Source organism: Psychrobacillus sp. NEAU-3TGS, from assembly GCF_029955155.1.
GTDB lineage: Bacteria > Bacillota > Bacilli > Bacillales_A > Planococcaceae > Psychrobacillus.
Genome location: NZ_JAPNOZ010000012.1, coordinates 1 through 25,201, shown reverse-complemented (window position 1 = coordinate 25,201; position 25,201 = coordinate 1). Strand labels below are relative to the sequence as shown.

Below are 25,201 nucleotides of genomic sequence, written 5' to 3'. Positions count from 1 at the left end.
ATGCCAACCTTACAGTAAGCTTAAATCGAAAAAACCGATTTCCATTAAGGAAATCGGGGTTTTATTAGTTTTTTCTAGTTGTATATAAATCAGATGCTTCATCGAAATAAAAACGACGTTTTCCTTTACTAAATAGGACTAACAAAATGTGAAAGAGTAGGACCGTTGTTAAAATAAAATAAATAACCCATGCTCCAAGCGACAAAAATACAGATGCTTTATAATAAGGAAAGTCCATGGGAACTGCTAAATTATTCAGGATTCTTGCAGTACCTGTTATAAAGTAGGTAACGTAAATTGCACCAAAACGTTTAAACAATCGTTTGTTTGTTTCCGCTTTAGAAAATTTACTTTCATAGCGAAACCGCATAACCTTCGTACCAAAAGTATTTCCCCTCCAAAACAATGGTACGACAAAAAATAACACAAACAATACTACTGTATTTACAACAAAGTCACTAATTTCATTATTATAAGACAAGCCAATAATTATCGTGCTGATTATTTTAGTAATGAATAAATCAATAATAAATGCCAATAACACAGACATCGTTTTTACCTCATCATGGGCTAATAGTCCATCTGCTTTTTCATTAACCTTCTGCTTAGACGGAAATAATGATAACACAGCAGGAGCAATAAAGAATCCGAGTAATCCTCCTGTCGTATTTAACAGTAAATCATCTACATCAAAAATTCGATAAGCACAATTATAAATCCCATATATGCCAGTTACCTGAGTGACTTCGTAAAATAGCGTTAGAAGAAAGGTAAAGACCAAAGCTTTCTTCCAATACTTTTTTTCTTGAAAGAAATAACGCAGGTAAACTCCAAATGGTAACAATAGTAAGAAATTGAAAAGTGCTTGAAAAAATGAAGGCTGTTTAAATAACTGCATATAAGTACTTGGTTGTGACAAGACAATACCACTATTGTTAAAAGTATTCACCACAAATTGAAATGGTATTAGAGAAAAATGCTGTGTATCAGGTTTTTGTATTGAACAAGTATCACGTACTTCTGGCAGTGGCAGTAATACTAGAAAAAGCGCTGCTAGAAAATAAAAAATAAACGAAAATGTAATTACTGTAATTGAAAGCGGTAAGTAATTATATTTTCTATATGTATAAACGAGCCATGGAACAAATAATAACAACGCTAATATTACAAATAAGATCGCTGCCACATAAATCGGCTGTGAATAAGCTGACAATTTCTCTCCCTCTCTTTTTGAAAAATTTATGCCATCCATTATAACATGTGCTTTTCTATGAAATATAATTCCCGACCTAAAAGTTGGACTTAAGGTTGCTGTAAGGTTGCTATTAATATAATGTAGGCTTCTGAAATGATACTTACCTTCAAATGTAATATAAAACTAAAAAGGAGAATTATTATGAATCAGTCTATCTCACAAATATAGATAGAATTAATTCATTAGAATTTATTCGCGTGCTTGCTCTTTCGGTTTACTCTACATAATGTCGCATATAAAAGTGCTATAGAAGGACAAATACAACCAGATTATAGTTGAACTAATGGAGTTATCAGCACATTAATAGCATAAACTACACCTCTAAATGTAAATATATTATTATCCTAAACTGCCCCGTTAAATTAAGTGTACCACCCTCAATAGATAGCTGTAATCTACCTAATATTTGGACGCAAAAATAGACCATCGAAATGATGGTCTGATTTAACTAAAGCATTCCGTTATTTTACTTTTCATCGGATAATTCTATATCCCATCGTTCTTCGATTAGTCTTTCACCACACCAGACGCTGTTTTCTTTTTCCTCTTTCAACGTAAATCCGTATTTTGCATATAAATGACGTGCCGCATTTAACATACTAATTGTCCACAGATAAATGTGTTTATAATTTTGTTCTTTACAAAAGTTGAAGGCTGTTTCAAATAATTTTGTTCCAATGCCAAGACCTTGATAGTGATTATCTAGGATAAACCAACGTATCTGTGCAGCATTTGCGTCATCTTGTACGATTGCAATAGAACCTGCTCGCTCACCATTTACTTCAGCAATCCATAACTCCCCACCAGAAGAATCATACACAAATTCCGTTAGACCCTTCATTACGTAATACTCAAAAATTTGAAAAAATCCATGATGATTCCCATAAAATTCACCATGAAGTTGAGCAACATACCCAACATCACCTAATTGAAATGGTCGAATTATTACTGTGGGTTTTTCTTTTTCGTTTTTTGTATAAATGGACTCAACTCTTTCCATTGATGATACAAGAGCAGCCATTTCGGGTTCAGATAAATGCTGAAATATTTTTGTTAACTCGCTATTAGCATCTATCTCCATTTTGCGAAACGTTTCTTCACCAATAGTTGTTAAATACAGATTAAATTGTCTTTTATCTTCTGCCGATTGTTTTTTAGTAATAATTTGTTCTTCTTCGAACCTTTGAAGAATGCGACTTAGAAACCCTCGATCAACACCAAGTACTTCAATTATTTCTTTAGATGTACAACCACTATTGTAATAAAGTTCTGCGATAATACGAGCTTCTGTTAATGGGTACGGTTTATTATAGATATCTTGGTCAATTTTTCCTAAGATATTTGCGTAATACCGATTAAATTTCCGTATTTTTTCTATATATAGAGTCTTTTTCATCTATTTCTCCCTTATATCCAGAATATTCAATAACAACAATACATTACGACATTTAGTTGACTTAGTCAATTAATTAAAATAATTTAGTCTATAGCGGGCAGTATTTTACGTAGAGTGACCTCCTTTGAGCCGTCATTCATTAAGAAACAGACTTTGGAGCTTCTTTCTTACTAACGGACGTATTCGCTATTATCAAAGCCATTAAACAATAAATTGGATGAAAAAAGGCTGGAATCACACGAGCAAGCAGCAAAACTTGATGCAAACATGGAGATAATGAGTTTAATGTAACACTTTAAATGGTATATAAAAAAAGACCATCATTTTGATGGTCTTGTTTAACTAATTCATTTGTTAGTTTAAGTATAATTTCCCACTAAAAAGGGATTGCTAATTAAAACGGAAAAATAGGTGGTTGTTGTTCAATATCATTCTCTCTAATTACATTATACCATTACTTACAGGTTATTTATAGACTACACTTTCTACAATTTTCTTACTATACTGTTATTGTTATACGCAATTCTAAAAATATAAGGAGTGTATCAGTATGAATGACAAAACAGATGTCCTAGATAATGGTCCTTTTTTCATGGTACTAAAGCAGAACTAAAAATTGGAGATTTATTAGAAGCCCAACACTTATCAAATTACCAAGATAAAAAATCTAACTATATATATTTTACTGCAACATTAGATGCTGCTAAATGGGGTGCTGAATTAGCAAAATCTAAATCAAAAGAAAGAATTTATGTTGTAGAACCATTAGGTACTTTTGAAAATGATCCTAACTTAACTGACAAGAGATTTCCTGGAAACCCAACACGTTCTTATCGGTCTAAATCTCCTTTGAAAATAATAGCTGAATTAAGTTCTTGGGAAAGACATTCAGACGATGAAGTAAATCATATGCTTACATCTTTAAAAAAGTTAAGTGAACAAGGAAAAATATAATATACGATTGATTCATACTATCTATAAGGTAATGATTTATAAAATTAAAAATCAATTTACTTTTGCACGCTTTCCGAACCCGTCAATTTTTTAAAAAACTGGACAATTAATATCGAAATCCCCCCCTCAATCCTTAAGGGGGCACTTTTTTTAGTTTAACATAAGCAGCAAAATTAATAGAGAAAATTTCGACGTCTAATGTAAAACCCTTTCTTATACTCAATAAGCAAACAAGCTTTACTCCTTCTTGAAGTATAGCACCTGTTAGTTGAGTAGCAGATTTCACTAATGTTTAGTTTATTTTTTGAATTAGAGCAATCGCTTATTACAATTTCGTATTGGTGCTTTGAATTCCTCTATTTTTTGCATTAAACTTTAATAAATTTTTCAAAGGTAACTAATTGTTATGTCGTTTGTTAACTTCAATCGTAATGAACTCCGGTAAATAGCTGGGTGTACATCCTTTTGCTACTATTTCATCTTTGTAAAGACCCGTTTTCTCACCAAGATTAATACAACGTGCACGATTCTTTTCATCATAAACGCCTATCCAGCCTGCGGTGAAATTCATAGCCCATTGAACTTCGGGTTCTTCCTGCGTAATATTAGCTTCTAATTTAGATAGTAAGACTGCGGTGTTATCAAGCGGTGTTTGTCCAGTCCATCTCAAACGCCCTTGATAATACCAGAAGGCTCGCCTTTGAAGAGCAGAAGGGCTATTTTCCCATGACTCCATCAATGCAATACTCTTCTTGTCTTTGGTGAGCTGATTAGCCATCAACCAATCCATTAAGTTATTTCGCTCATCAAAAGTGTGAGTTTGCATATCCTTATCAAGCTTATTTAGCATTTCTTGTGAAAGAAGTTTTTTATCCATAATTAAGATTGCTAATAGTCTGGGCAAAAACACTTTGGTTGACCAAAGTTCCATAGCTAGTTCGTGATCTTTTTTAATGTCCTTCGCGATTTTTCGTAAGTCGCCTAGCTTAGTTTTACTATCGATCTGAGGTAGAATGTTTTCAGCTTTTGAAGAGCGTTTTATTTCTGAACCTTTATTTTCATTCATTTGATACAACTCCTTTATTAAAGCACTGATTCATAATATGTCCTTGATGGGATATATCAAGAACTTAATATCGATAAAGCCTTATTGCAGTGGTGGGCCTCCAAAGTTCACCTTTTTAATATTGTAATATATCGTATTAAAGCCTTCTCCACCATAATAGAAGAACAACCATCTTTAATATAATATTAACATTTACTTCCTTTTAATTGGATTCGAAAAAAGCATTCCTTTTTAGAAAAACGCCCCTGTTATATAAATTATGAATTGAATCATCCCGTTCATATAGTCTAACAATTTCTTTAATCATAAAACTTATTCCCCTAGATTCATTTACATTCCTATCATATGATTTTTCTCCCATCGGCAAAAATTCCTTCTTCCACTAAACTGCACTGTAAGTTCAATAAGAAAAAGCTACCCTTATAGGCAGCCACTTGTTTTGCTAAAGCACTCGTTAGCTTAATAAGCATAAATGACGACAAAAAATGCAAATGCTACTGCAAGGAAAGAAATTATCGCCCTTGTTTTCCGTTTTGCTTTTAGCTCCAAAACCCCCGTAACGAAAACAGACACACATAAGAACAAAAGCATATATGGCATAAATTCAAAGTTCTTAGTAATAAGGCTATATCCTGCTAATGCGAAAGTAATAAATGATGAGATAATTCTTAATATTTTCAGCATTTTTTCTCCCTCCATTCAATCACAGTACAAGTTCTTGTTAAATCACATCATTTTGAACTCTATTTATTATGGTGAAAATCAAATTCTTTCTTCCACTATATTGTTGCTTTACTTTAATACGTTAGAAACAAATAGAAGTTCCAGTTAATTAAATTTTCCATTAGAGATAAGCATAAATACATTTTTCTTCAACTAGACTGCCCTTTAGTTCAAAATTCTCGTTGCGTACCTTAGTGAATACGTCCATTTATATGATACTGTAGTATGAAGATTTGTTAATTCATTTACAACAGGGAGATAAACCCTATCTACAAGAGTAACAAAAATTAAGTAAGTTATTAGGGCTTGAATAATATGAAACTCTCCTAATGTACGTTTCGTCAATCCACCTCCAAGCCACTATTCATTTATACTATTTATCATAAGAACAGAAGGATATTTCACATAATACTAACCTGTCCCGTCAGCGCAATGAGAAAAAGAGCTGCCTTAGCAACTCAATGAACTCAAACTAAAGGACCTGCTAGTTGAATAAGCAACTTTCACTCTGTTCCACCTAATCTTCATAACGTACAAAAAAAGCCAACACCTTGTGCTAGCTTCCTCCATCGTTTTATTGTGGGTTACTTATATTTAGGAAAAATTATTTTATTGCACTTTCATCCATGTAAAAAAGCTCCCAAAGATGACCGTCAATATCTTCAAAACTCCACCCATACATAAAACCATGATCTTGTGGTTCCTTAGAAGGTTTTCCGCCTGCGTCTAAAGCTTTGTTTACAATATCAATGACTTTTTCTTTACTTTCAACAGATAGTGCCAAGATTGCTTCATTACTTTTTGTAGAATCGGTGATTTCTTTTTTTGTAAAAGTCTTAAAATGTTCTTCAACTAACAACATAGCAAATATATTATCATTAATAATCATGCTTGCTGCAAATTCATTGGTAAACTGATCATTGAATTCAAACCCCAATTTAGAGAAAAATGCCTTAGTGTTATTTAAATCTTTAACTGCTAAATTTACGAATATCTTATCAGCCTGAAACCCCATGTTACTCACCTCTACTTTAGTATTGTCATTCACACTATAGTTCTCTATTGTATAAATGAATTCCTTCAAAAAATGAATTTTTTTTACAAAATCCATTATCCAACATAAGAGAACGGCTTTCCTAATTGAACTAAACTGCCGCTTTAGTTCAAGAAGAAAAAAGACTTTACTCCTTCTCGAAGTAAAGCACCCGCTAGTTTAAGTCAAACCTTCCACAAACCTTATAATATTGACTGGACTTCAACTTACCCTTCTTTCACTAACTCAAATCTTTAATTTAATTAACAAATGAGCAATTCTTACCTCTTGAGGATTGCTTTTAGTGAATCATATCTTAAATGTTTGAATTAAACACTGCTCATCATCAATTAACTCTTGTCTTTCATTAATCTCAATATTTAATTCCTGATATAACTTTTTCCAAAAAGAAACAGCACGTTTGTTTTCAATAACCTGCATTACAAAATAAAGCCCTTGTTTCTCTTCAAACAATTTTACCGCAGCTTTAGCGGCCAATCCTTTACCTTTGTACTTATTAAGTATAAAAAATCATTTATTCCTAAATCATTTTCCTTTGTCAAAAACGGACGCTCCAATAGTAATATAAAACCTATAATACTACCATCCAATATAATAAAATATGGGGAAAGTCCATCTATGTCCCAAAACTTATCCAGGCTCTCGTATTCAAAAGAACCGTCTACCCCAATGTCAATCATTGAAGTGAACTTTGAAAGGTCATGAAGATACAAAGAGTAAAGGTTTCTTAAAATAGTTTTTTCAATTTCTAAAACTTCCTTTAGAATAACAGACATCATGTATAACACCTTTCCAACTATCAATTCTATACCTGTAATTGTAATAAAAGGCAGTCCAATAAATATATATAATAAACGACTATAAACTATCTTTTACAAAAAAAAGATAAAATCCAATGTGACATATAAAATCTATTTTTTTGAGTAAACAATTTTTTTAATACTATCACGGGAAAGGTAAAATTGATCAGAAAGTTGGTCTATAGTCATACCTTCGGAAAATTGTTGACGGATTTCACGGTTCCTATTGTTCAAATAATTTTTACCCCCTGAGCTTTCCCCCCATTTCTTGTGTGATTCCTTAGAAATAGGAATGTAAACCATTTCTCCATTTACATACTTCTGTATTTCCTTTAATAATTCTACTGGGAAGATGCTTTTTGCATTTACATATTTCATGTTAGCTACGCTCCTTAAAATAGATTAAATTTTTAAGGCAGCAAAGTCATTCCTACAAACAATGGTTACTATTCGGCGGAAACCAATTTCTAGCTCTATACAAACAACCGCCGTTGTTCATAGTGAAAACTTTGCATAGAGCTAATCTTTAAACTTCTCCTAATTTTTGTCATAGTGATTTCCTTCCTGTTCGTAATACAACTCCAATTAAATATCCCCTCAATGTTTTGAACGTAGAAATAGACCATCGAAATGATGGTCATATTTAACTTCAATCAACACGGTATTCTTTCTATAAGCTTCTCTCATAAACTCAATAACTTTTTCAACTTTTAAGGCGCTTAAGATAAACTGAAAAAACGGTTTTTTCTTCGTCACTTACCACATGTATTTCGCCATTATGTATTTCAACAATGCTCTTAGCAATAGCAAGCCCCAATCCAGAACTTTCAGAATACATGCTACGTGATTTATCTACCTGATAAAATCTTTCGAATATATGAGGTAAATCCGTAGCTGGGATCGTATTCCCGTAACTTATAACTTCTACTAAAATGCACTTATTGTCTAAAGTAGCGAAAATATCAATTTGTTTTTTCTTTATTCCGTATTTTAAAGCATTCGATAACAGGTTCTCAAAAACACGAATAAGTAGATTCCCATCTCCTTCAGCAATAAGTGGTTCAGAACTATATGTCTCATTACAAACGAACTGCCTCTGCACTAACTCGATACGATAGTGTTCAACAAGCTGCCCAAGCATTTCCTTTATATTAAGCGGTTCCTTTTTTACTTTTAGCTGATGATTTTGTACTCTCGTATATTCAAATAAATCCTGAATTAACCTATGCAGTAGGGTTGATTTCTCATAAGCAATATCAATGTAATGCCTAAGTTCTACTTCGTCTCTATATTTGTCTTCCGTAATAAGAGACAAGTAACCAAGTATAGAAGTCAGTGGAGTTCGAAGGTCATGGGAGATATTCGTAATTAGCTCGTTTTTTGTTCTCTGGGCATTTCGTTCTTCCTCTATCAGGGTATCCATTTTACTAATGATCATATTAATACTTTCTGTTAATTGCAACAAATACTTGTTTTGATAAACAGGTTCAAACACTATCTCTGGATTGCTAACATATTTTTTAGTATCAGCAATCAGCTGATTGAGGGATTTTAAAAATTGTCTTCTTTTTTCATGTTGGTAAAATAAGAAAAAATAAAACATGAAGACTATAAAAAAACTTAACTGTTTAAGAAGGAAAGGCCAAGGAGAATACAGGATATTATAAACTCTCCTCTTACCGAATAAAGTAATAAATTCAGTAACCATTCCACTACCAACTACTGAAGTATTAACAAAGCCTACCACCGCATTTTTAATAAAGAATAAAGAGACTGCTGATAAAATAGCGGACAGGATTATTCCAGTGACAAGACGCCACTTTGAGAAAAGTCCAATTTCTATTAGTAAGGATCTAATAACCAATTTTATAACCAACTCCCCAAACAGTCTCAATCATTTTATCACCATTTAATGCGCGGTCAAGTTTTGCTCTTAAATTACTTATATGAACCATAACCGTTTTGCTTGAATAGATTTCCTGCTCATTCCATACCAATTGAAAGATATCTTCCGAACTAAATACACGACCAGGCTTACTGCAAAGCAGGCATAAAATATCAAATTCAATTGCGGTCAATTTCAATGGGATATCACCAATAAGCACAGTATGATTCTGTTTATTTATTTCTAAAGGACCACAGATTAAACCTTCCTTAGAGGATTCTGTATTTCTTTGTAAATACCCAGATCGTCTTAACAATGCTTTTACTCGTGCTACAAGCTCTAATGGATTAAAGGGTTTAATAAGGTAATCATCCGCCCCCGTCGTAAGTCCATATATTTTATCCATATCTTCTGCTTTTGCGCTTAACATTAAAATCGGTACAGTTTGATTATCTTGTCGAATTTCACGACAAACAAGAATACCATCTTTTTTAGGCATCATCACATCTAGAATAATTAAGTCGGTTGATTGCATTGCTAACATTTTTAAGCCTTCTTCCCCATCATGGGCTAAATGAACCTCGTAGTGTTCCGCCTCTAAATAAATCCGTAATAAATTCGTAATATCATTATCGTCATCTATTATTAAAATAGCTGCTTTCATCAGACATCTCCACCTATTTTTCTAAATTCTTCTTATATTATAAACATAGATACTTTCGAAAAACTATCTACACCGAAATCTTAAGAAATTCTTTAACTTTTCTTTCCTTTCTTTTAATATTCGCTAACTACAATAAGGATATGTTAATAAGGATTTAGGAGAAAAAGAGACGGAGGAAAGAAGATGAATCGCAGGAAGCTAAAAAGAAAAAGTCAATTACTAATTATTCTCATCATTTTGATAGGGTGCTATACAGGAGCATACAATTTCAGCCAAAGTCATCAGGTTCAAGGTTTTATAAACGAGATAATTGAGGTATCTGGACCCTCAACAACCTACATAGATTCCTCTTTAGAGGCTACCATAAAAGGTCACTCAGCAATTTTATTGAATGCATCTACAGAAGAAATATTAATGGAACAAGATGCAGATATTCCTTTTCCAGTCGCAAGCATGTCCAAAATGATGACAGAGTATTTAGTACTGGAGGAAATTGAAAATGGAAATATAGAATGGGATGACCCGGTTGTAATGTCTCACAGTGCAAACAATATGGATCCTCGAGCAGTTAAAATTTATGTTAAAGACGATGATGTTTTAACAGTTCGGGACTTATATAGTGCGATGGTCATTTATTCTGCTAATAACGCTACGATAGCTTTAGCAGAGCACATAGCAGGATCAGAGAAAAAATTTGCTAAGCTAATGAATGATAAAGCTAAAAAATGGGCCTTTCTTCCAAAACAAACTTTGTAAACTCAACTGGATTATATAATACCGATGGTTCAGAAAATATTATGACAGCAAAAGACGTTGCATTACTCGCCAACCAATTATTACGTGATTTCCCTGATGTAATCGAAACAACCAAACTTCTTGAATACAAATTAGCATACGATGGGACAACCTTAAAGAATTCAAATGCTATGCTAGACCCCGATAATCAGGATTTATATTTTAATCCTGTAGATGGATTAAAAACAGGTTTTACGGAAACTGCAGGTATTGTTTTACAGGAACTGCACAAAAGGGGGATAAACGACTTATTTCGGTTGTGATGGGTACAAAAAGTGATGACGCTCGTTTCTTTGAGACTCGTAAGCTACTCTCATTTGGATTTGAGCATTTTTGAAATTGATAAGATACAGAAAACTAAAAGATTCTGTTGGAGTAAACTGTTTACTTCCAACTGCCTATTAATATTTTATTGATTATAAAGTTGTCAAACAATTTCCTCGTTGTGCTTTATGGAAGTCAGATCGTATATTATTTAATTGATAACATCCTTCTTCAACAAACCTGTTTCGTTAGTTGAAGAAAAAAGGCTTTACTTTTTTAAAAGTAAAGCACCCGTAGTTTAAGTGAAATGATTCTCAACTATTGTCTAAAAAGACTCTATTATCAATTAAAAATGAAAAAATAAGGAAATTACGATTGTGAGAGATAATGTTCAGTTGTGTTTGATATACAAGGAGATGTTTTAGTGTTTAATGTGGGAGACATGATTTATCAGGTTATAGTATCGGGGCTTTTCGTTTTATTTGTAGTATCTCTCACCTGTTTATAAGAAGATTACACTTGAATCAACAGGCAAAAGAGCATCAACTTAATGAACTTGAAAAGAAATTGGATAAAATAATAGAGTTTATGGATAAGGGTGAAAATCACTTTAAGAAAAACTCAATACATTCTATTGTCTTCCACAATCAGTTCAATTTTTCCTTTATGAAAAATCGATAGGTTAGATTTTTTTTCTATAATCAATGAAGAAAAGGATAATTGAACACTAGTAGCAATTTTCCAAATCGTTGTGATACAACTTTCCTTGTAGAAGGACTCAACTTTTCTGAAAGACACTGAAATCGGACGCTATTCTGTCACCTCGAATTTACCTACAAAGTAAAAAAACTGACTTCGGAATGAGATAAATCGGGAGACGGATCTTTTTTGCTGCCTAAAGACGAATTAAGGCTTTTGTTCCATAAGGTACGCATCAAATGCATCAATAATATGAAGGAAGTGATCCGCCTCACGGAAAACGTGATCAGCAAGAAGAGCCGGTATATTGCTCTTAATTTTGCATGCTTCAATTAAGTCTCTTGCTGTTTTCTTGAAGTCGCGTAACGACACGACAGAAACACGATTTTGGTCAAGAAATTGTTCTAAAAGTGGTTGAGTTTCTGATTCTGGTCTCATATGATCTAAATCTTGCGCTTGAAAAAGAAGTTGATCGAAATCATGACTGAACTCCCGCGCTTGATCAACGAGTTTTCGTTCTGAAGGGTCTAACAAATGGCCAATAAATTTTGAGTGGTCTGCCATTATTTTTAAGAAAAACACGTTCTCTTTAATAATTGCTTCTGGTAATGGTATTAGTTTACCTTCATTTAGTTCCTTTAATCGTTTTGCGAAATAATATGCTTCACGACTCGTATGATCAACTAATAATGGAATGTTATTCTGAACAATTTTACAACTCAAAATCAATCCCAGTACTTTCCGTTTAAAAGCATAAATAGAAGCAACCGCTTGATACACTTGTATGTTAAATTGTTGAATGACCCCAGGATCTGTATGTTCATTGTAGAGGTTTGCTTGTTCTTGAATTTGTTCAAATATTGGAATAAAATGCCTTGCTTCTTGAACAAGTTCTGTTTGATCAGCTGTAAACCCGATACTTAAAAAGAAAGCATGTTCTTTCATTATCCGTGACCAAAATCGAATCTCCTCTAACGATTGCGTTACAAATGTCGGAATCGGATATTCACTCCCTACGTAATAGTTAACATCCCCATTGTATTCAAGGAAGAGCATTTTAATGACAGCCTTGCAAAAGCGATCAATGCAAAACAGCCCACATAAACTAGATTGTAAGGGTTTATGTAGGTAACTTTTTGAATATGGTCATTTGCTATTCTTCGGACACTCACTTTTCTACCCGGTATGCACTGTTCTGGGTGTTATTACTAGACTGACATAAACTTACTTTAGCCGACCCGCAATTAGAGTCGGATGTACACCTACGTGTTGTGCTGGAGCAATGCATCGTAGCTTGTTTTAACTGTTCGGTATTAAGTTTCCGCTGGGCAGGATTAGTGCCTGGGCATGTGGTCTCCACACTGGACTAACTCTTTTATTCTTCCTCTTTTATGAGGATAATTCACCGATTCGTACACCTATGGCATTATTTCAACTACAACTCTACAATACTGCATCACTCCTTCTTCCATGCAATGCTGTGGCTGAATAAGCCTCCAGCGCTTTTGTACCTCGCAGCCCTACTGTCAATCCTGATTAGACTAAACTGCTTCGTTAGTTTAAGTGTAACATTTCACGATGGATAGCTGAAATTTACCTAATTATTAAAACGTAAAAATAGACCATCTAAATGATGGTCTTTTAGTTGAAGATGCTATTAACATAAATGAGTTTAAAGTAAAGGTTCTAAATAGAGTCATTTCTTTTAAAGTATTCTCGGGAACCTACTCTTATTTCTTTTGGAAGCACTTGTTCGAGTTCTTTATCTAACCATGAAATAGTCTTACTACTTAGAAACGCATACATTTGCTGTTCTGCCTCTAGCATTACTAAATTAATGGTGCAAGCAGAATTACCTGAAGTGCAAGAAGAGCACTTTTCTTTGTCTACATACATAAGACTATTCTTTAAAATATTCTGGCACTGAAAAATAGGCTTAATTCCTTCTACTGCTCGTATTACATCCCAAAAAGATATCTCTTCAGGGGCTCTTGCCAATTTATACCCCCCATTTACCCCAGGTATAGAACTTACGATACCAGCCTTAGATAATTTACCGAAAACTTTAGATAGATATGTCTCTGAGAGTCCCTGAAATTCTGAAAGATCTTTTATACCTATGCTTTCATCTGAAGGAACATCAATTAAATAAACAAGACTATGCAAAGCATATTCAACCATTACACTATATTTCATTTAGTTCACCTGCTTTATTATTCTAGATAGTAAGTGTATTTGTATATTAACACAAACTAGAAGGTACATATATTTTTTAATTTGACACAAACTACTATTCGATGTATATTAATAAAGCTCCAATTACAGACAGCGTTAATCGACGATTTATATAGTCATCAATTATACTGACAATTCATCTAGGAGGAATACATCTATGAGTAAAATTCTTGTAATAAACGCACATCCAATAGTTGATTCAACTTCTTCAGTAAGTTTAAATGTTCTGGAACACTTTATGAAAAGCTACAAAGAGCTACATTCTAATGATGAAATCATTGAACAGATTAACTTGTACAGTGAAGTAGTACCGATGATAGATGAAAGTGTTCTAACCGCATGGGGAAAATTAAGAAATGGACAAGAGCTTACTAACCAAGAGCAAGAAGTAACAGAGCGTATGAATGAGATATTAAAACAATTCAAAAGCGCAAATAAGTATGTTATTGCTTACCCATTGCATAACTTTAATGTTTCATCAAAGTTAAAAGACTATATGGACAATATTTTGATTGCAAGGGAAACATTTAAATATACTGACACAGGATCAGTTGGGTTACTCAAAGACGGAAGAAGTATTGTTGTGATACAAGGAAGCGGCGCAATCTATACCAATAACGACTGGTATACCGAAGTTGAATACTCACACAAATACTTAAAATCAATGTTCAACTTTATGGGCCTTGAAGATTACGACATTATTCGAGTGCAGGGAACTGATTTACTAGGTGCTGATAGAGATAAGATTTTACAAAAAGCATATGGAGAAGCTAAAAAGGTTGCTTCTGAATTAGCGAAGAAATAAAAGCATCAAATTAAATTACACTATAATTAAAAACATCCTTTATAGGATGTTTTTTTTTCACTTAATTTGTTATTCCTTCTTCCACAATCTGACCCGATTGTGGAAGAAGCTAAAAACTTTCTTATTCAGCTAAACTGCCGCGTTAGTTTAAGTGTAACCCTTCACAATCTATAGCTATTTTAACATAGGCATCCAACAAAAAATCACCTCTCATTTAAACTAGAGAGGTGATTTTAACACTCTTTTATAAATTACAGTAACCTACTTTAATGTAACTGTACAAAATTTTGTGAAATGACAATAAAGATGTATACTACAGTTGCCCATAACACGCATTATTACGCTTAAGTCAATTATGGAATTACTATAAAGTTGGACACTAAAACATAAAGAATATAATTAAATGTAACAATAAATTTGTATACTCATTCCGTCCTTTTCTAATTCTTTTACAAATAGTTGAATCTAATGAAAGCCTTTAGCTATCTCAATTTATTCTCATTAATAATTAGGATAATCAATTTCTTCAAGTGCGAGGTACATAATCGACTCCTCATCTTCTATTTGGTAATTTTGAAAGCCAAGCAAACTATAAAAGCCTATTAGTCATCGAATCATTGCTTTCCTATTCCGAGATCCTAGTTTCCCTTCAATAGGTGCTGGTTTTAAGACAATATAATCCTTCTAATACTATGCATAATTTAATCAAGTCGGTCATTGCCGAACGACCATACCCTTGGCCACGGTACTTTCTTTGAACCTTAATTGTATCAAAGATAAAATCTTTTTGTTTTTTAAACTTAATTTATTTTTTTCCGAGCATTCTAGAAATTTCTCTATGATATATACTTCGTCACCTGAAATTGAGTCTGCTACATCATATAAATATTCAGCACTTGATAAAAGATTTGTATTGAATATTTTATAAGTGATATATCCGGTCTTCTTGTTCGAAATTTCATTATCAATTCGAATGATGGATTCTCCATTAAGATACTCTCGCTAATATGATATGCAGGACGTTAGTTCAATAACTGCAACAAAATGGGCATTAATCTCTTGTTGAATCAATGCAACGCGTTTGTTGAAGAAGAACCTATAGTAATTATGTTTAATAGTCAATTATGCTTCAAAACCTCGGCAAGTTTATACAAGGAATCGTAATGTATAATTTGATAGTTACGCCCTTCCTTTTGCAAGTAATTTTTATCGCAAAATTGCTTAAGTACATGCAATAAGTGGCGATAGGATACACCTAAATAATCACAAACAGTTATGTGTTTCTCCTTATATATCCCTTCATCTGCAGTTTGCAATATAAAATCCGCAAGCCGATTTTCAAGCGGGAAAGCAAGGCTTTGCGAATACTTTGCTGCCCTAAGTGTAGCTTTTACACTTAAAAATTTGGTTAATTCACGTAAAAATTTTGCATCTTCCATTAATTGTGTGCGATATCGATAAAATGGAAGTGCAAAACAAATGGTCTTCGTTGATGCTTGAATCCCCTTTGTATAATACACATCATTTAATAATTCCATTTCCCCAATGTAATCATTGGCACTGATAAAATTAATTAAGGATACTTTCCCATTTTGATGTGTTATATATATTTTAGCTGCTCCTTCCATTACATAAAATAAAAAATCCGGTCTCATTCCCTCTTGAATAATCCATTCACCTCGTTGATATTCATGTACCTCTATAAATTCATCAACTTGAAAACCAAATAAATATGCTATTGAGTTATTTTCCAAATATATTCTTTTTTTTTCATCTTTGTAAACTTCCATATTCCACCTCGAAAATATGAGATATCTCATATTATTCATATTTCTTTACATGATACCATGTATTCAACGAGGGGGAATAAAAATGAACGCACAACGCTGGATGAGTATACGTTTTTTTAGTTTTTTTCTGACATGGGGCATTTTTCTACCTTTTTGGTCAGGGTGGATGATTTATACAAAAGGAATTACCGTGTCACAAGCTAGCTTGATTATGAGTTTCGGTTTAATTGCAAGAGGCATGTCCACATTATTTGCATTTCCTTATTTATCGGGGAGATTTAGCAGTAAAATCTTATTAATAATGGCTGGAATCGGCACACTGGTTGCACTTCTTTGTTATATTCCGACAAGCTCCTTTGCTGGTCTACTAATAGTAACCATCTTTTTACACTTATTTTATCCAGCTCTGATGCCTACTTTAGAAAGTGCTGCCAGTGTCCTTTTGCAAAGTAAACAACTAAGACACTATGGAAGAAGTCGTCAATGGGGATCTATTGGTTTTGTCTCAGTCGGCTTGATTTTAACCATTTTTACGGGGATGTTTGGGGATGGAGTTATTTTTTGGGCACTATTTCTTGGGATAATTGGTTTTGTGTATCTTGGTTTTATGAGTGCACCTGGTATTTTATCTGAAAAACCGCAAGTAGACCAAACACAAGAAGTCGGCATGTTACATTTATTCCGTATCAAACATTTTGGTTTAGTACTCATGATTGTCGTTTTACTGCAAGCAGCACATGCCACTTATTACAATTATGGCTATATTTTTCTACAAGATATTCACGCACCAATATACCTAATTGGTCTCATTATTAACATTGCTGTGATTTCAGAAATTGTATTCTTCTCAATAGCAGATAAACGATTTAGCAAATTTTCAGTTGGCACTTTATTAACATTAGCAGCTATTGGTTCTTCCATTCGCTGGATATTAGTGTTTGCCTTTCCAAATGTAATTGTTTTCAGTGTCGCACAAATTTTGCATGCATTCTCGTTTGCTATGGCGCATTATGCCTTTATGAGATACATTATCAACAACATCTCACAAGCACAAGTTTCGAAAGCCCAAGGCATATATTCAACGCTTGCACTTAGCTGGAGTACAGCACTGTTTACCATTTTAGGAGGCTATTTATACGAAGTTGAGCCAAGATATGCCTTTATCGGCATGATAGTTTGTACCCTGCCAGCAATGTTAATTGCGCTTGTATATCGAAAACTAGAACGTAAAGGTTAATTTAAAAAGCATATAAAAAATGAGCGAGGAAATGTTTCTCCAAGCTCCATGTATTTTGATGCTTTTCTCTTACTAAACTAGCTAATAGGATGTCAGTCTTTTTATTTAAAATTATAATTAATTCTATGTTACATAAATCCAATGAAGCAGTTTGTTAATGCAGGCTACTATCGCCACTTTTGCAGGCTTTCTTTCTGATTTCTTTTTATCATAGAATTCTTTCAGTTTCTTGTTTCATGTACTTCTGATACCGAACCATACGGCAAGATACAAAGCATGGCGTAATCTATTTGAACCTCTTTTTAGTAAATACGTTTGCTTGTTGCAGTAAACTTTCCGGATGACACTAGGATCCACTCTCTGACAAAAGCAACTAGCTTTTTCGGATGACTAAACCGATCGATTTCACCAATCTCAGAGATGATCGTGGCAGCGATTTTTTCTCCGATTCCTGGAATCGAATGGACAATCTTGTAATCTTCTAATTCAATTTTATGTGGAAACCCCTAATGACTTAGTTAGGCAGTTTAATGATCTTCTTCCTGATCATTCCCCTCATTCAAATTCATCTCAAGATATAATTGAGTTACTTATCATACGCGAATATGTGAATAGTGAAATAAGACTAACTAGACCTTGAAAAAGGTCTTTTTTGATAACGTCGCTTTTTCGATGGCGGTACATTAATTATTGTTTACAGCCACCCGAATACGAATACTTTTCTTACTTTCACGCATAATAGTTTTGTTTAAGAAAATATTATTGATGATAAGGAGTTCAATTATGGGAATTTTAAATGGTAATCCAAAGGACAATCCGTTACATTACGGCGAAGTATTTGCATTATGGACTAATCTAGCTACAAACAACGGGTTAATAGCTGCATATCAAACCTTCGCTAATCACACTGGAGATAAAGATCTAGAAAAGATTATTGAAGAATCGATTCAATGTATGAAAGACGAAAATAAACAGATTGAAGGGATATTAAAAACTGATGGTATAGGACTACCACCCTCACCTCCAGAACGTCCACTTGCAAATCTAGAAGACATACCTGTTGGCGCACGATTTAACGATCCTGAAATCAGTGCTGCTCTCTCGATTGATAGCGCGGCTGGTTTAGTCGCATGTAGTCAGGCAATGGGACAATGCATCAGAGAAGATATTGCTTTGATGTACGGTCAATTCCATTTGAACAAAGCACAATTAGGTGCAAAACTATTGCGACTAAACAAGGAGAAGGGTTGGCTTGTTCCACCACCACTACATTTAAATTCACCAAATAAAGAGTAATAATTCACTGGGCATTCTATATTTGAATGCCCTTTTTAATTTTCTTATTACACTTTATATGTTTCTGTTGTACTCCATCCACTTTTAATTTAACAGCGGCTTTCAAATTTTCGTTTTGCATTCTTCATAAAACTACTTCACATAAGGTACAGCCCGTTTCATCGTCGCACTACATCGTTTCAAACTTTCTGAGCTACCACTAAATTTCCATTTAGCACCGATATTATCGCGGTAATGATAATCCTTCACATCGCTAACCGTTTCTATATCATCACGTTTTACAAGCTCATAACCTCTCGCTTCTAAATCAGCAATTGCTATCTCTAACTCAGCAATCGTCATTCGATTAATATGGACTAGGTTGTTTGCTGATTTACCGTATGGTTTTGTTGTCATGTGAACACTCCTCATATTCCAAAAGCCTCTGACTTCTATACTGATTAGCTTGATAATAAAAGTGTGGAAGTATCCAATTTATTTTTTGTCTAGATATACAATTTCAAAATTGCAGTTCGCCATCCGTTTGTGTTAGTTGTTTTTTATAACTATCGAGTATTTTTCTAGCCTTTTAGGCAACACTAATATGGTCAAGGAGGTGAACAGTAATGGTGCATAACAACAACAACCGCAATAACGATAAAAATCGAAATAATAACAACAACCAAAATAATTCAGCTGAATTCGGTGAGGATTTCAACTTTGACAATTTAAACGAACAAATCAATAATGAGCAAAATCTCAACAAAAATAATAATGAGCGAAACAATAAACGCAACAACAACAACAATAATAATAACTAGTAATACTTAATGGGTTGATACAGTCATTCCTAATTATTACTTTAGGGATGACTGTTCCCTTTACATTATTAAGGTGTTGTATATTTTAAAAACTATCAGTTCATAATAAGCTTTGTAAGATATCTCTATTCCGAAGTAGCTCAGTGGTAGAGCAACCGGCTGTTAACCGGTTGGTCGTAGGTTCAAGTCCTACCTCCGGAGTTATTAACAAAAAAGAATGGTTGATCGTGAAATATTCACGATCAACCATTCTTTTTATTAATCGGCAATTATATATCCAAACATTTTCTAGCTCTTTTGTACAATAATTTGCATATATTAACTTTTACAACAAAATCGCCAAAAAACCTTCTTATTCAACTAAACTGCTGCTTTAGTTTAAGTGTAACATTTCACAAGGCATATCTGTGATCAACTTAATGTTTTCGATATAAAAATAGACCATCAAGATGATGGCCATGTTTTGCTCAAGCACCCGTTAGTTGAAGAAGGACCACTCATTTTTCTGCTTCTAATTCATTTATTAACTTGCAAAGATAGCCAACGATATATTCTCTTTGTCGTTTCTTCTATGTCATTATTTTCTACAAGGTCTTTAATTCCTTTATGAATAATGTCCCATAAAGGTGTTCCTTCAAATATTTCATACGGATGTGCCATAAAACTTATAACCTCCTTGTTTACTTGCTGATAGTATTTCGTTAATAGATAATATCTTCTTCACTAACCTGCCCCTTTATGGCTTTACCCCTTCTTGAAGAAATCACCCGTTAGTTGAAGAAGACTATCTATTAGTTCTCCTTTTAAGTTTTAATTCTTCATATTCTCCCCATACGATATAAAGAATACCTGTAGGATATAATTTAAACATTTTTAGTGTTCTGTCTCTACTTGTAAATCAGAGATCAACTTAATGTTTTGAACAAAAAAATAGACCATCGAAATGATGGCCATGTTTTGCTAAAGCACCCGTTAGTTGAATAAAAAATACTAGAATAAAGTGCAGTTAGGATTATCTCATTGCGCTGGTAAGAAGGTTCTTTATGAAAGAAATCCTAGCTCAAGCCATTTAAGTCATCTGAGTTGGAAAAGCCATATAAAGGAGCTATTTAATTAAGTGATTGTCTAGCGTATGAATTTAACCAAATAATATTATAGTCTGTATCTGCAATAATAATATTTTCATCAATACTATTTTGAGCATTTGCGTCTATTTAATCATATGAAGGGTATTTGGGATATAAAGTTAATTTGAAGTTATAGAAGGAAACGGCAGACTTCAATCAAACTTAACAAAATTATTATAATTCAAAGAGAGGCTCGCCTGTTAAATGAGCTTTTTTATTTATGTTTAAAGAAGATTTATAATGGGAATAAAGAATCGTTGAGGATATAAATAATTCAAGGGGGAAATATTTTGGACAAGGTATTTTTAGATGAGGATTTTCAACATTATTTTAAGAGTCATAAACAAGATTTTGAAAATCATTTATTAAATCAAGCTGTGAATGTTAGAGATAAAATAGATGATATCCTAAGGGTTGGAGAAATTGACCTCATTAATAATGCACACAAACTCATTAATTTCATAATTGATGGTGATAAACAGACAGAACTTCGTTTATTTGCTAAACAAGAAGGAATAGCGTGGGCTACACATTCTTTAACTTTATCCTTTAAACTGGAATGGGTACAAGCGATTCGCAGGACCCTTTGGAACTTCTTGCAGAAATTTAACAACCAAACACAAAAGTTTAATTTAGAAGCGATATTCTTATTGGAAAAACACGTAAATAATAAAATTGATGACTTTTTAAATTCGTTCTTTATAAACTATTCTACCTTTAAGGATTCTTTGATTCTAGCTCAAAGAGAAGTGGTTGAAAAGTTATCAGTTCCAATTATCCCTATAACTCCAACCATATGTATACTGCCCTTAATTGGAACAATGGACTCATTTAGAACAACTGTTTTAGAGGAAAAGGTTTTAACAGAGATTAATAGACTTCATATTCAAACATTAATTATTGATTTATCGGGTATAGCCGAAATGGAAAACAAAGTAATTGAACACCTAATGAAAACTATTTACGGTACTTCAATGATGGGATGTCGCACAATTATTACAGGCTTGCGGCCCGATGTTGTTAGACAAACGATTAATTTAGGTATTAAATTCGATAAAGAAACAAAAACTTTTGGTACTTTACAACAAGCTTTAAATGAATTTTTAATAGATAATAAAATTAACTATTGAAGAAGCTTATCTAATTAGGATAAACAATAGATTTATTGGAATTTTGTTTATTGGAATTTTTTACAATATATTGTAAAAACTTTATTCCACAATCGTGCCCTTTTATGGTATAACTAAATTTCTTCTCAATAAAACCAATTATTTCATAAACTTACCGGTACTTCGAGATTAAGAAAAAGGCGACAACTATTATTTAGCTGTCGCCCTTTTTTTATCATCATTCAGATTTTTGACTTTAAATGTTTATATCATCTGCTATCGTGGATTCTACAATATCCTTTCTTCGATAAACATTTAAAATGAACCCTAAAACAGCAGCGTAAAAGAGGATTGCACTGCCTCCATAACTAATAAACGGCAGGGAAACTTCCATGATGGGCACGATTCCAAAGACCATCAATATATTCCAAGTTGTAGGAACGGCAAATAATACAGCACCACCGATTACGATTAATCTCCCATAAAGATTTTTTGTTTTAAATGCATTTTTGAGATTCTTGAAATAAATATCAGCAGTACCAAACAAAGACCGATCCCGAATGTCCAACCAAGAGAATAGACGAGGAAGGGGAAAGCAAAATCTGTATGTGATTCTGGCAACAATTGAAATTTCAAATCATTATTAAGTCCGTTACCGAACCATCCGGCCTCTGCAAGGATATTCCTAACGACCATATACATATATCCGGCTCCATTTGGATCGGCATCTGGGTTTAAAAAAGTAGATAATCTTGAAAGAAAATAACTTTGGTGTGAGGTCGTAGTAATAATCATAATGATGAAGACGATACCAGCCACTAGATTCGATACGACTAGGTTGATTGCTAATTTCTTATGGACTCGGGCAAATGTAAACATTCCTAGTATACAAAAAAAGTAACTGACCCCAACGATAAAGTTTGGCACCATCGTGTAGAGCAAGATGGGAATCCAAAATAAAACAAGAAGAAAACCTTGTTTTTTCCAACTATGAAACTCATTTATTTTGTTGAAAATACCGGCCCAAGCCAGGAAAAAGAAGAATAAGCTTAATATAGTGCCATCGACCGTTAGGCCTGGAAGTGAAATCCATCTTTTAGCACCGCTGACCGTATATCCAAATAAATAGAGATATAAGTGAATGAACAAGCCGATAGCATAAAAGTACATCCACCAATTCTTTGATTTTTGATAATTAAAGAAAAGAAACCCAATAATTACAGGTGCAGCTAAGGAGTACCAGATAGCCTGTCGCCCCATAATTTGGGTGATTGATGATGAAATCTCAGGAATTCCACCAACTAGCGGGAGAAAACTGATACTAGCAAAGATAACAAATAAAACAATAAGCATCCAATCCATTTTTGGTTTATGAAGTTGATTTAATTTCTCTCCAATGATAAATGGATTTCCCATTTCTTGAATGGCCTTTTCAGCTGAATCTTCTTCAGAACATCCTCTTTTTTTATAAGATTGACTTAACTCTCGCAGATGATGAGTAAGCTCTTTTTTTATCCTGTTGTGGGCTTCCGTAGATTTGACTTTGGAAGTGACTTTACTTAAAAATTCTTCAAATTTGATTGAGCTCATAAGGACGCCTCCGTTATGAAGGGATTAAGGGATAACCCCTGTTTATCGGTATCTTTTTTATAAGTAGCTAAGTATTTTTTTCCTTTAGAGTTTAGGGAATAATATTTCTTGTTATTTAACCAATTTGAAGTAAGTATTTCTTTATTTTCTAATAGATGCAGCAGTGTATAAAGCTGCCCTTCATTTTTTTGGAAAGTACGTTCATCTTTTTGAAAAAGTTGAACGGAAATATTGTAGCCATCCTTTGATTCATACTGAACAGATTCTAATATAGCTATTATGGTCTCTATATGAAATTGTGCTTGCTGATTCGTACGAATGGTTTCTCGCACTGCATTTTTTCTTTCATTAGAAAAAGAAAAATCCTTGAAAATTGATTTTTCCATCGAACTCTTCAGGTTCTTTAACGGATCATTCATCTTCTATACCTCCTCTATCATCTTGTCTTTTAATAATTCCTTCGCACGCTTTAATCTCGTTTTTAATGTATTTATATTTACTGAAGTAATTTTGCTTATCTCTTTTAAAGACAGTTCTTCATAATAATGGAGAAATACGACTTCTCTGTACTTTATAGGCAAATTCATGACGGCATTCGTTAAGCTATTTTCTTCACTATGCTTGATAACCTCCTCTTCCACCTGTTTCAACTTAGAAGGGATATGGTCAAATATTTTATTGTTAAGCATTATTTTGCGATAATGCCAGCTTTTTAAATAGTCCTTGCAATGATTGCTCGCAATGCGATATAGCCAAGTTTTTATTGTTGACTGCTGATTAAATTGATTTAATTTTTCAAAACACTTTATAAATATCTCTTGTGCTAAATCTTCTGCAATAGTTCGGTTTTTTACATATGTATATACAAGATGCAGGATATCATCGCTATATTCACGCATTAATTGATCAATGATCTGCTCACGCTCATCCAGCATCATTTCATCTGTCACCGCCAATTGGTTTAGTTCATTCATCTCGTTGTGTCACCCCCTCATATATCTTAGACGAGGCTATCCTTCATTCGGTTTGAAAAAAATATATTTTTTTATGACCGTCTGTATTCTAGAGTATACGTAGAAAAAGGAACAATCTCTTATCAGATTGTTCCAAAAAATTTTGTAGGTAGGTCAGGTCGCTTTTAAGACTACTTATTCGACTAATGATCCCTAATTTCTCAGAAGGAAATGTAATTACAACAGTTCTAACCAAAATTGCATATTGTTGTAAATCTGCATTTACCGTTACCAAATAGTTAAGGTGTAAACCTCCACAATACTTACTTTGTATAATAATTGTTATTAAACAATATGGCCCTATTGTTTAACACAAGTTAAACAACACTCTTCAACTAACCTGCACCTTTAGTTTAAGTGTAACATTTCACAATACATATCTGCGATCAACTTAATGTTTTGAACATAAAAATAGACCATCGAATTGATGGCCAGATTTTGCTAAAGCACCCGTTAGCTTGACAAGTAACATTAATTTTTAACTATTTTGTTCTCTGTTCCATTTACAATTCTCTTTATATTTTGTCGATGTAGAATGATTATGGATACACTTATTAGGAGAGAAAGTGCTTCGATAACTTTATCTTCAAATATAAGACTGTATATGAATAATGCTATACTAGCCAACATTGAACTTAGTGATA

At 33.2% G+C, this 25,201-nt stretch carries 22 protein-coding genes, 1 tRNA gene and 4 pseudogenes; 9 read left to right on the top strand and 18 right to left on the bottom strand.

Annotated elements, in window-relative coordinates:
* Positions 1-64 precede the first annotated feature (64 nt).
* Both OR571_RS16330 and OR571_RS16325 read right to left on the bottom strand, forming a co-directional pair.
* Complete coding sequence (locus OR571_RS16330) at positions 65-1,252, bottom strand: VanZ family protein (RefSeq protein WP_282244282.1); 1,188 nt, start codon at positions 1,250-1,252, stop codon at positions 65-67.
* Positions 1,253-1,721: 469 nt separating this feature from the next.
* Positions 1,722-2,651: a bifunctional helix-turn-helix transcriptional regulator/GNAT family N-acetyltransferase gene (locus OR571_RS16325; protein WP_282244280.1), complete on the bottom strand. Its 930-nt coding sequence runs from the start codon at positions 2,649-2,651 to the stop codon at positions 1,722-1,724.
* A 585-nt stretch (positions 2,652-3,236) separates the two neighbouring features.
* On the opposite strand from OR571_RS16325, the pseudogene arr reads away from it, so the two are divergent.
* Positions 3,237-3,605 (top strand): annotated as a pseudogene (gene arr, locus OR571_RS16320) (NAD(+)--rifampin ADP-ribosyltransferase); the annotation flags it as partial.
* A 397-nt stretch (positions 3,606-4,002) separates the two neighbouring features.
* Here the strand turns inward: arr and OR571_RS16315 are convergent.
* The 7 genes and pseudogenes from OR571_RS16315 to OR571_RS16285 all read right to left on the bottom strand — a co-directional run bounded on the left by OR571_RS16315 (position 4,003) and on the right by OR571_RS16285 (position 9,797).
* Positions 4,003-4,671, bottom strand: coding sequence for a DNA alkylation repair protein (locus tag OR571_RS16315; protein ID WP_282244278.1), 669 nt, complete (start codon positions 4,669-4,671; stop codon positions 4,003-4,005).
* Between the two features lie 459 nt (positions 4,672-5,130).
* Complete coding sequence (locus tag OR571_RS16310; protein ID WP_282244275.1) at positions 5,131-5,355, bottom strand: DUF3953 domain-containing protein; 225 nt, start codon at positions 5,353-5,355, stop codon at positions 5,131-5,133.
* 643 nt (positions 5,356-5,998) lie between these two features.
* Complete coding sequence (locus OR571_RS16305) at positions 5,999-6,409, bottom strand: VOC family protein (RefSeq protein WP_282246252.1); 411 nt, start codon at positions 6,407-6,409, stop codon at positions 5,999-6,001.
* Positions 6,410-6,736: 327 nt separating this feature from the next.
* Positions 6,737-7,224: pseudogene (locus OR571_RS16300) on the bottom strand (GNAT family N-acetyltransferase).
* Positions 7,225-7,359: 135 nt separating this feature from the next.
* A complete protein-coding gene (locus tag OR571_RS16295; RefSeq protein WP_282244274.1) occupies positions 7,360-7,626 on the bottom strand; it encodes a CD3324 family protein in 267 nt (88 codons plus the stop codon).
* A gap of 325 nt (positions 7,627-7,951) precedes the next feature.
* Positions 7,952-9,112 (bottom strand): sensor histidine kinase, encoded by a 1,161-nt coding sequence (locus OR571_RS16290; RefSeq protein ID WP_282244272.1) that lies wholly within the window; start codon positions 9,110-9,112, stop codon positions 7,952-7,954.
* Positions 9,102-9,797 carry a response regulator transcription factor gene (locus OR571_RS16285; RefSeq protein ID WP_282244270.1) on the bottom strand — a complete coding sequence of 232 codons (696 nt, stop codon included), beginning with the start codon at positions 9,795-9,797 and terminating at the stop codon, positions 9,102-9,104. The genes OR571_RS16290 and OR571_RS16285 overlap by 11 nt, the downstream gene beginning before the upstream one ends.
* A 183-nt stretch (positions 9,798-9,980) precedes the next feature.
* On the opposite strand from OR571_RS16285, the gene OR571_RS16280 reads away from it, so the two are divergent.
* Together OR571_RS16280 and OR571_RS16275 are read left to right on the top strand one after the other, a co-directional pair.
* Positions 9,981-10,553: a D-alanyl-D-alanine carboxypeptidase family protein gene (locus OR571_RS16280; RefSeq protein WP_282244268.1), complete on the top strand. Its 573-nt coding sequence runs from the start codon at positions 9,981-9,983 to the stop codon at positions 10,551-10,553.
* Positions 10,523-10,855: a D-alanyl-D-alanine carboxypeptidase family protein gene (locus OR571_RS16275; RefSeq protein ID WP_282244266.1), complete on the top strand. Its 333-nt coding sequence runs from the start codon at positions 10,523-10,525 to the stop codon at positions 10,853-10,855. The genes OR571_RS16280 and OR571_RS16275 overlap by 31 nt, the downstream gene beginning before the upstream one ends.
* Before the next feature lie 907 nt (positions 10,856-11,762).
* On the opposite strand, the gene OR571_RS16265 is transcribed toward OR571_RS16275, so the two are convergent.
* Together OR571_RS16265 and OR571_RS16260 are read right to left on the bottom strand one after the other, a co-directional pair.
* On the bottom strand, positions 11,763-12,611 hold the full coding sequence (locus OR571_RS16265) for a DUF2935 domain-containing protein (RefSeq protein WP_282244263.1): 849 nt from the start codon (positions 12,609-12,611) through the stop codon (positions 11,763-11,765).
* Between the two features lie 630 nt (positions 12,612-13,241).
* Positions 13,242-13,751 carry an RrF2 family transcriptional regulator gene (locus OR571_RS16260; RefSeq protein WP_282244261.1) on the bottom strand — a complete coding sequence of 170 codons (510 nt, stop codon included), beginning with the start codon at positions 13,749-13,751 and terminating at the stop codon, positions 13,242-13,244.
* Positions 13,752-13,947: 196 nt separating this feature from the next.
* Between OR571_RS16260 and OR571_RS16255 the strand changes: the two genes are divergently transcribed.
* The gene (locus OR571_RS16255; protein WP_282244259.1) at positions 13,948-14,595 is read left to right on the top strand and encodes an FMN-dependent NADH-azoreductase; all 648 of its coding nucleotides are present in this window, start codon (positions 13,948-13,950) and stop codon (positions 14,593-14,595) included.
* Between the two features lie 1,118 nt (positions 14,596-15,713).
* Here OR571_RS16255 and yeiL read toward each other — a convergent pair.
* Positions 15,714-16,385: a transcriptional regulator YeiL gene (gene yeiL, locus OR571_RS16250; RefSeq protein ID WP_282244257.1), complete on the bottom strand. Its 672-nt coding sequence runs from the start codon at positions 16,383-16,385 to the stop codon at positions 15,714-15,716.
* An 82-nt stretch (positions 16,386-16,467) separates the two neighbouring features.
* On the opposite strand from yeiL, the gene OR571_RS16245 reads away from it, so the two are divergent.
* Entirely contained in the window at positions 16,468-17,622 is a 1,155-nt protein-coding gene (locus OR571_RS16245) for an MFS transporter (RefSeq protein WP_282244255.1), read from the top strand.
* A gap of 123 nt (positions 17,623-17,745) precedes the next feature.
* On the opposite strand, the pseudogene OR571_RS16240 reads toward OR571_RS16245, so the two are convergent.
* A pseudogene (locus OR571_RS16240) lies at positions 17,746-18,110 on the bottom strand (transposase); the annotation flags it as partial.
* Between the two features lie 295 nt (positions 18,111-18,405).
* Here OR571_RS16240 and OR571_RS16235 point away from each other — a divergent pair.
* Complete coding sequence (locus OR571_RS16235; protein WP_282244253.1) at positions 18,406-18,918, top strand: DUF3231 family protein; 513 nt, start codon at positions 18,406-18,408, stop codon at positions 18,916-18,918.
* Between the two features lie 132 nt (positions 18,919-19,050).
* On the opposite strand, the gene OR571_RS16230 is transcribed toward OR571_RS16235, so the two are convergent.
* Complete coding sequence (locus OR571_RS16230; protein WP_282244251.1) at positions 19,051-19,314, bottom strand: hypothetical protein; 264 nt, start codon at positions 19,312-19,314, stop codon at positions 19,051-19,053.
* 209 nt (positions 19,315-19,523) lie between these two features.
* Between OR571_RS16230 and OR571_RS16225 the strand changes: the two genes are divergently transcribed.
* Positions 19,524-19,718: a histidinol-phosphatase gene (locus tag OR571_RS16225; protein WP_282244249.1), complete on the top strand. Its 195-nt coding sequence runs from the start codon at positions 19,524-19,526 to the stop codon at positions 19,716-19,718.
* A 129-nt stretch (positions 19,719-19,847) separates the two neighbouring features.
* Positions 19,848-19,919: transfer RNA gene (locus tag OR571_RS16220), tRNA-Asn, on the top strand.
* Positions 19,920-20,234: 315 nt separating this feature from the next.
* On the opposite strand, the gene OR571_RS16215 is transcribed toward OR571_RS16220, so the two are convergent.
* Positions 20,235-20,378, bottom strand: coding sequence for a hypothetical protein (locus tag OR571_RS16215; RefSeq protein ID WP_282244247.1), 144 nt, complete (start codon positions 20,376-20,378; stop codon positions 20,235-20,237).
* Between the two features lie 757 nt (positions 20,379-21,135).
* Here OR571_RS16215 and OR571_RS16210 point away from each other — a divergent pair.
* The gene (locus OR571_RS16210; RefSeq protein ID WP_282244245.1) at positions 21,136-21,975 is read left to right on the top strand and encodes an STAS domain-containing protein; all 840 of its coding nucleotides are present in this window, start codon (positions 21,136-21,138) and stop codon (positions 21,973-21,975) included.
* Between the two features lie 235 nt (positions 21,976-22,210).
* On the opposite strand, the pseudogene OR571_RS16205 reads toward OR571_RS16210, so the two are convergent.
* From OR571_RS16205 to OR571_RS16195, 3 genes and pseudogenes are all read right to left on the bottom strand, one after another.
* Positions 22,211-23,544, bottom strand: a pseudogene (locus OR571_RS16205) (FtsW/RodA/SpoVE family cell cycle protein).
* Positions 23,541-23,963, bottom strand: coding sequence for a PadR family transcriptional regulator (locus OR571_RS16200; protein ID WP_282244243.1), 423 nt, complete (start codon positions 23,961-23,963; stop codon positions 23,541-23,543). Before OR571_RS16200 ends, OR571_RS16205 begins: the two are co-directional and overlap by 4 nt.
* 3 nt (positions 23,964-23,966) lie before the next feature.
* Positions 23,967-24,518 (bottom strand): sigma-70 family RNA polymerase sigma factor, encoded by a 552-nt coding sequence (locus tag OR571_RS16195; RefSeq protein ID WP_282244241.1) that lies wholly within the window; start codon positions 24,516-24,518, stop codon positions 23,967-23,969.
* Positions 24,519-25,201 lie beyond the last annotated feature (683 nt).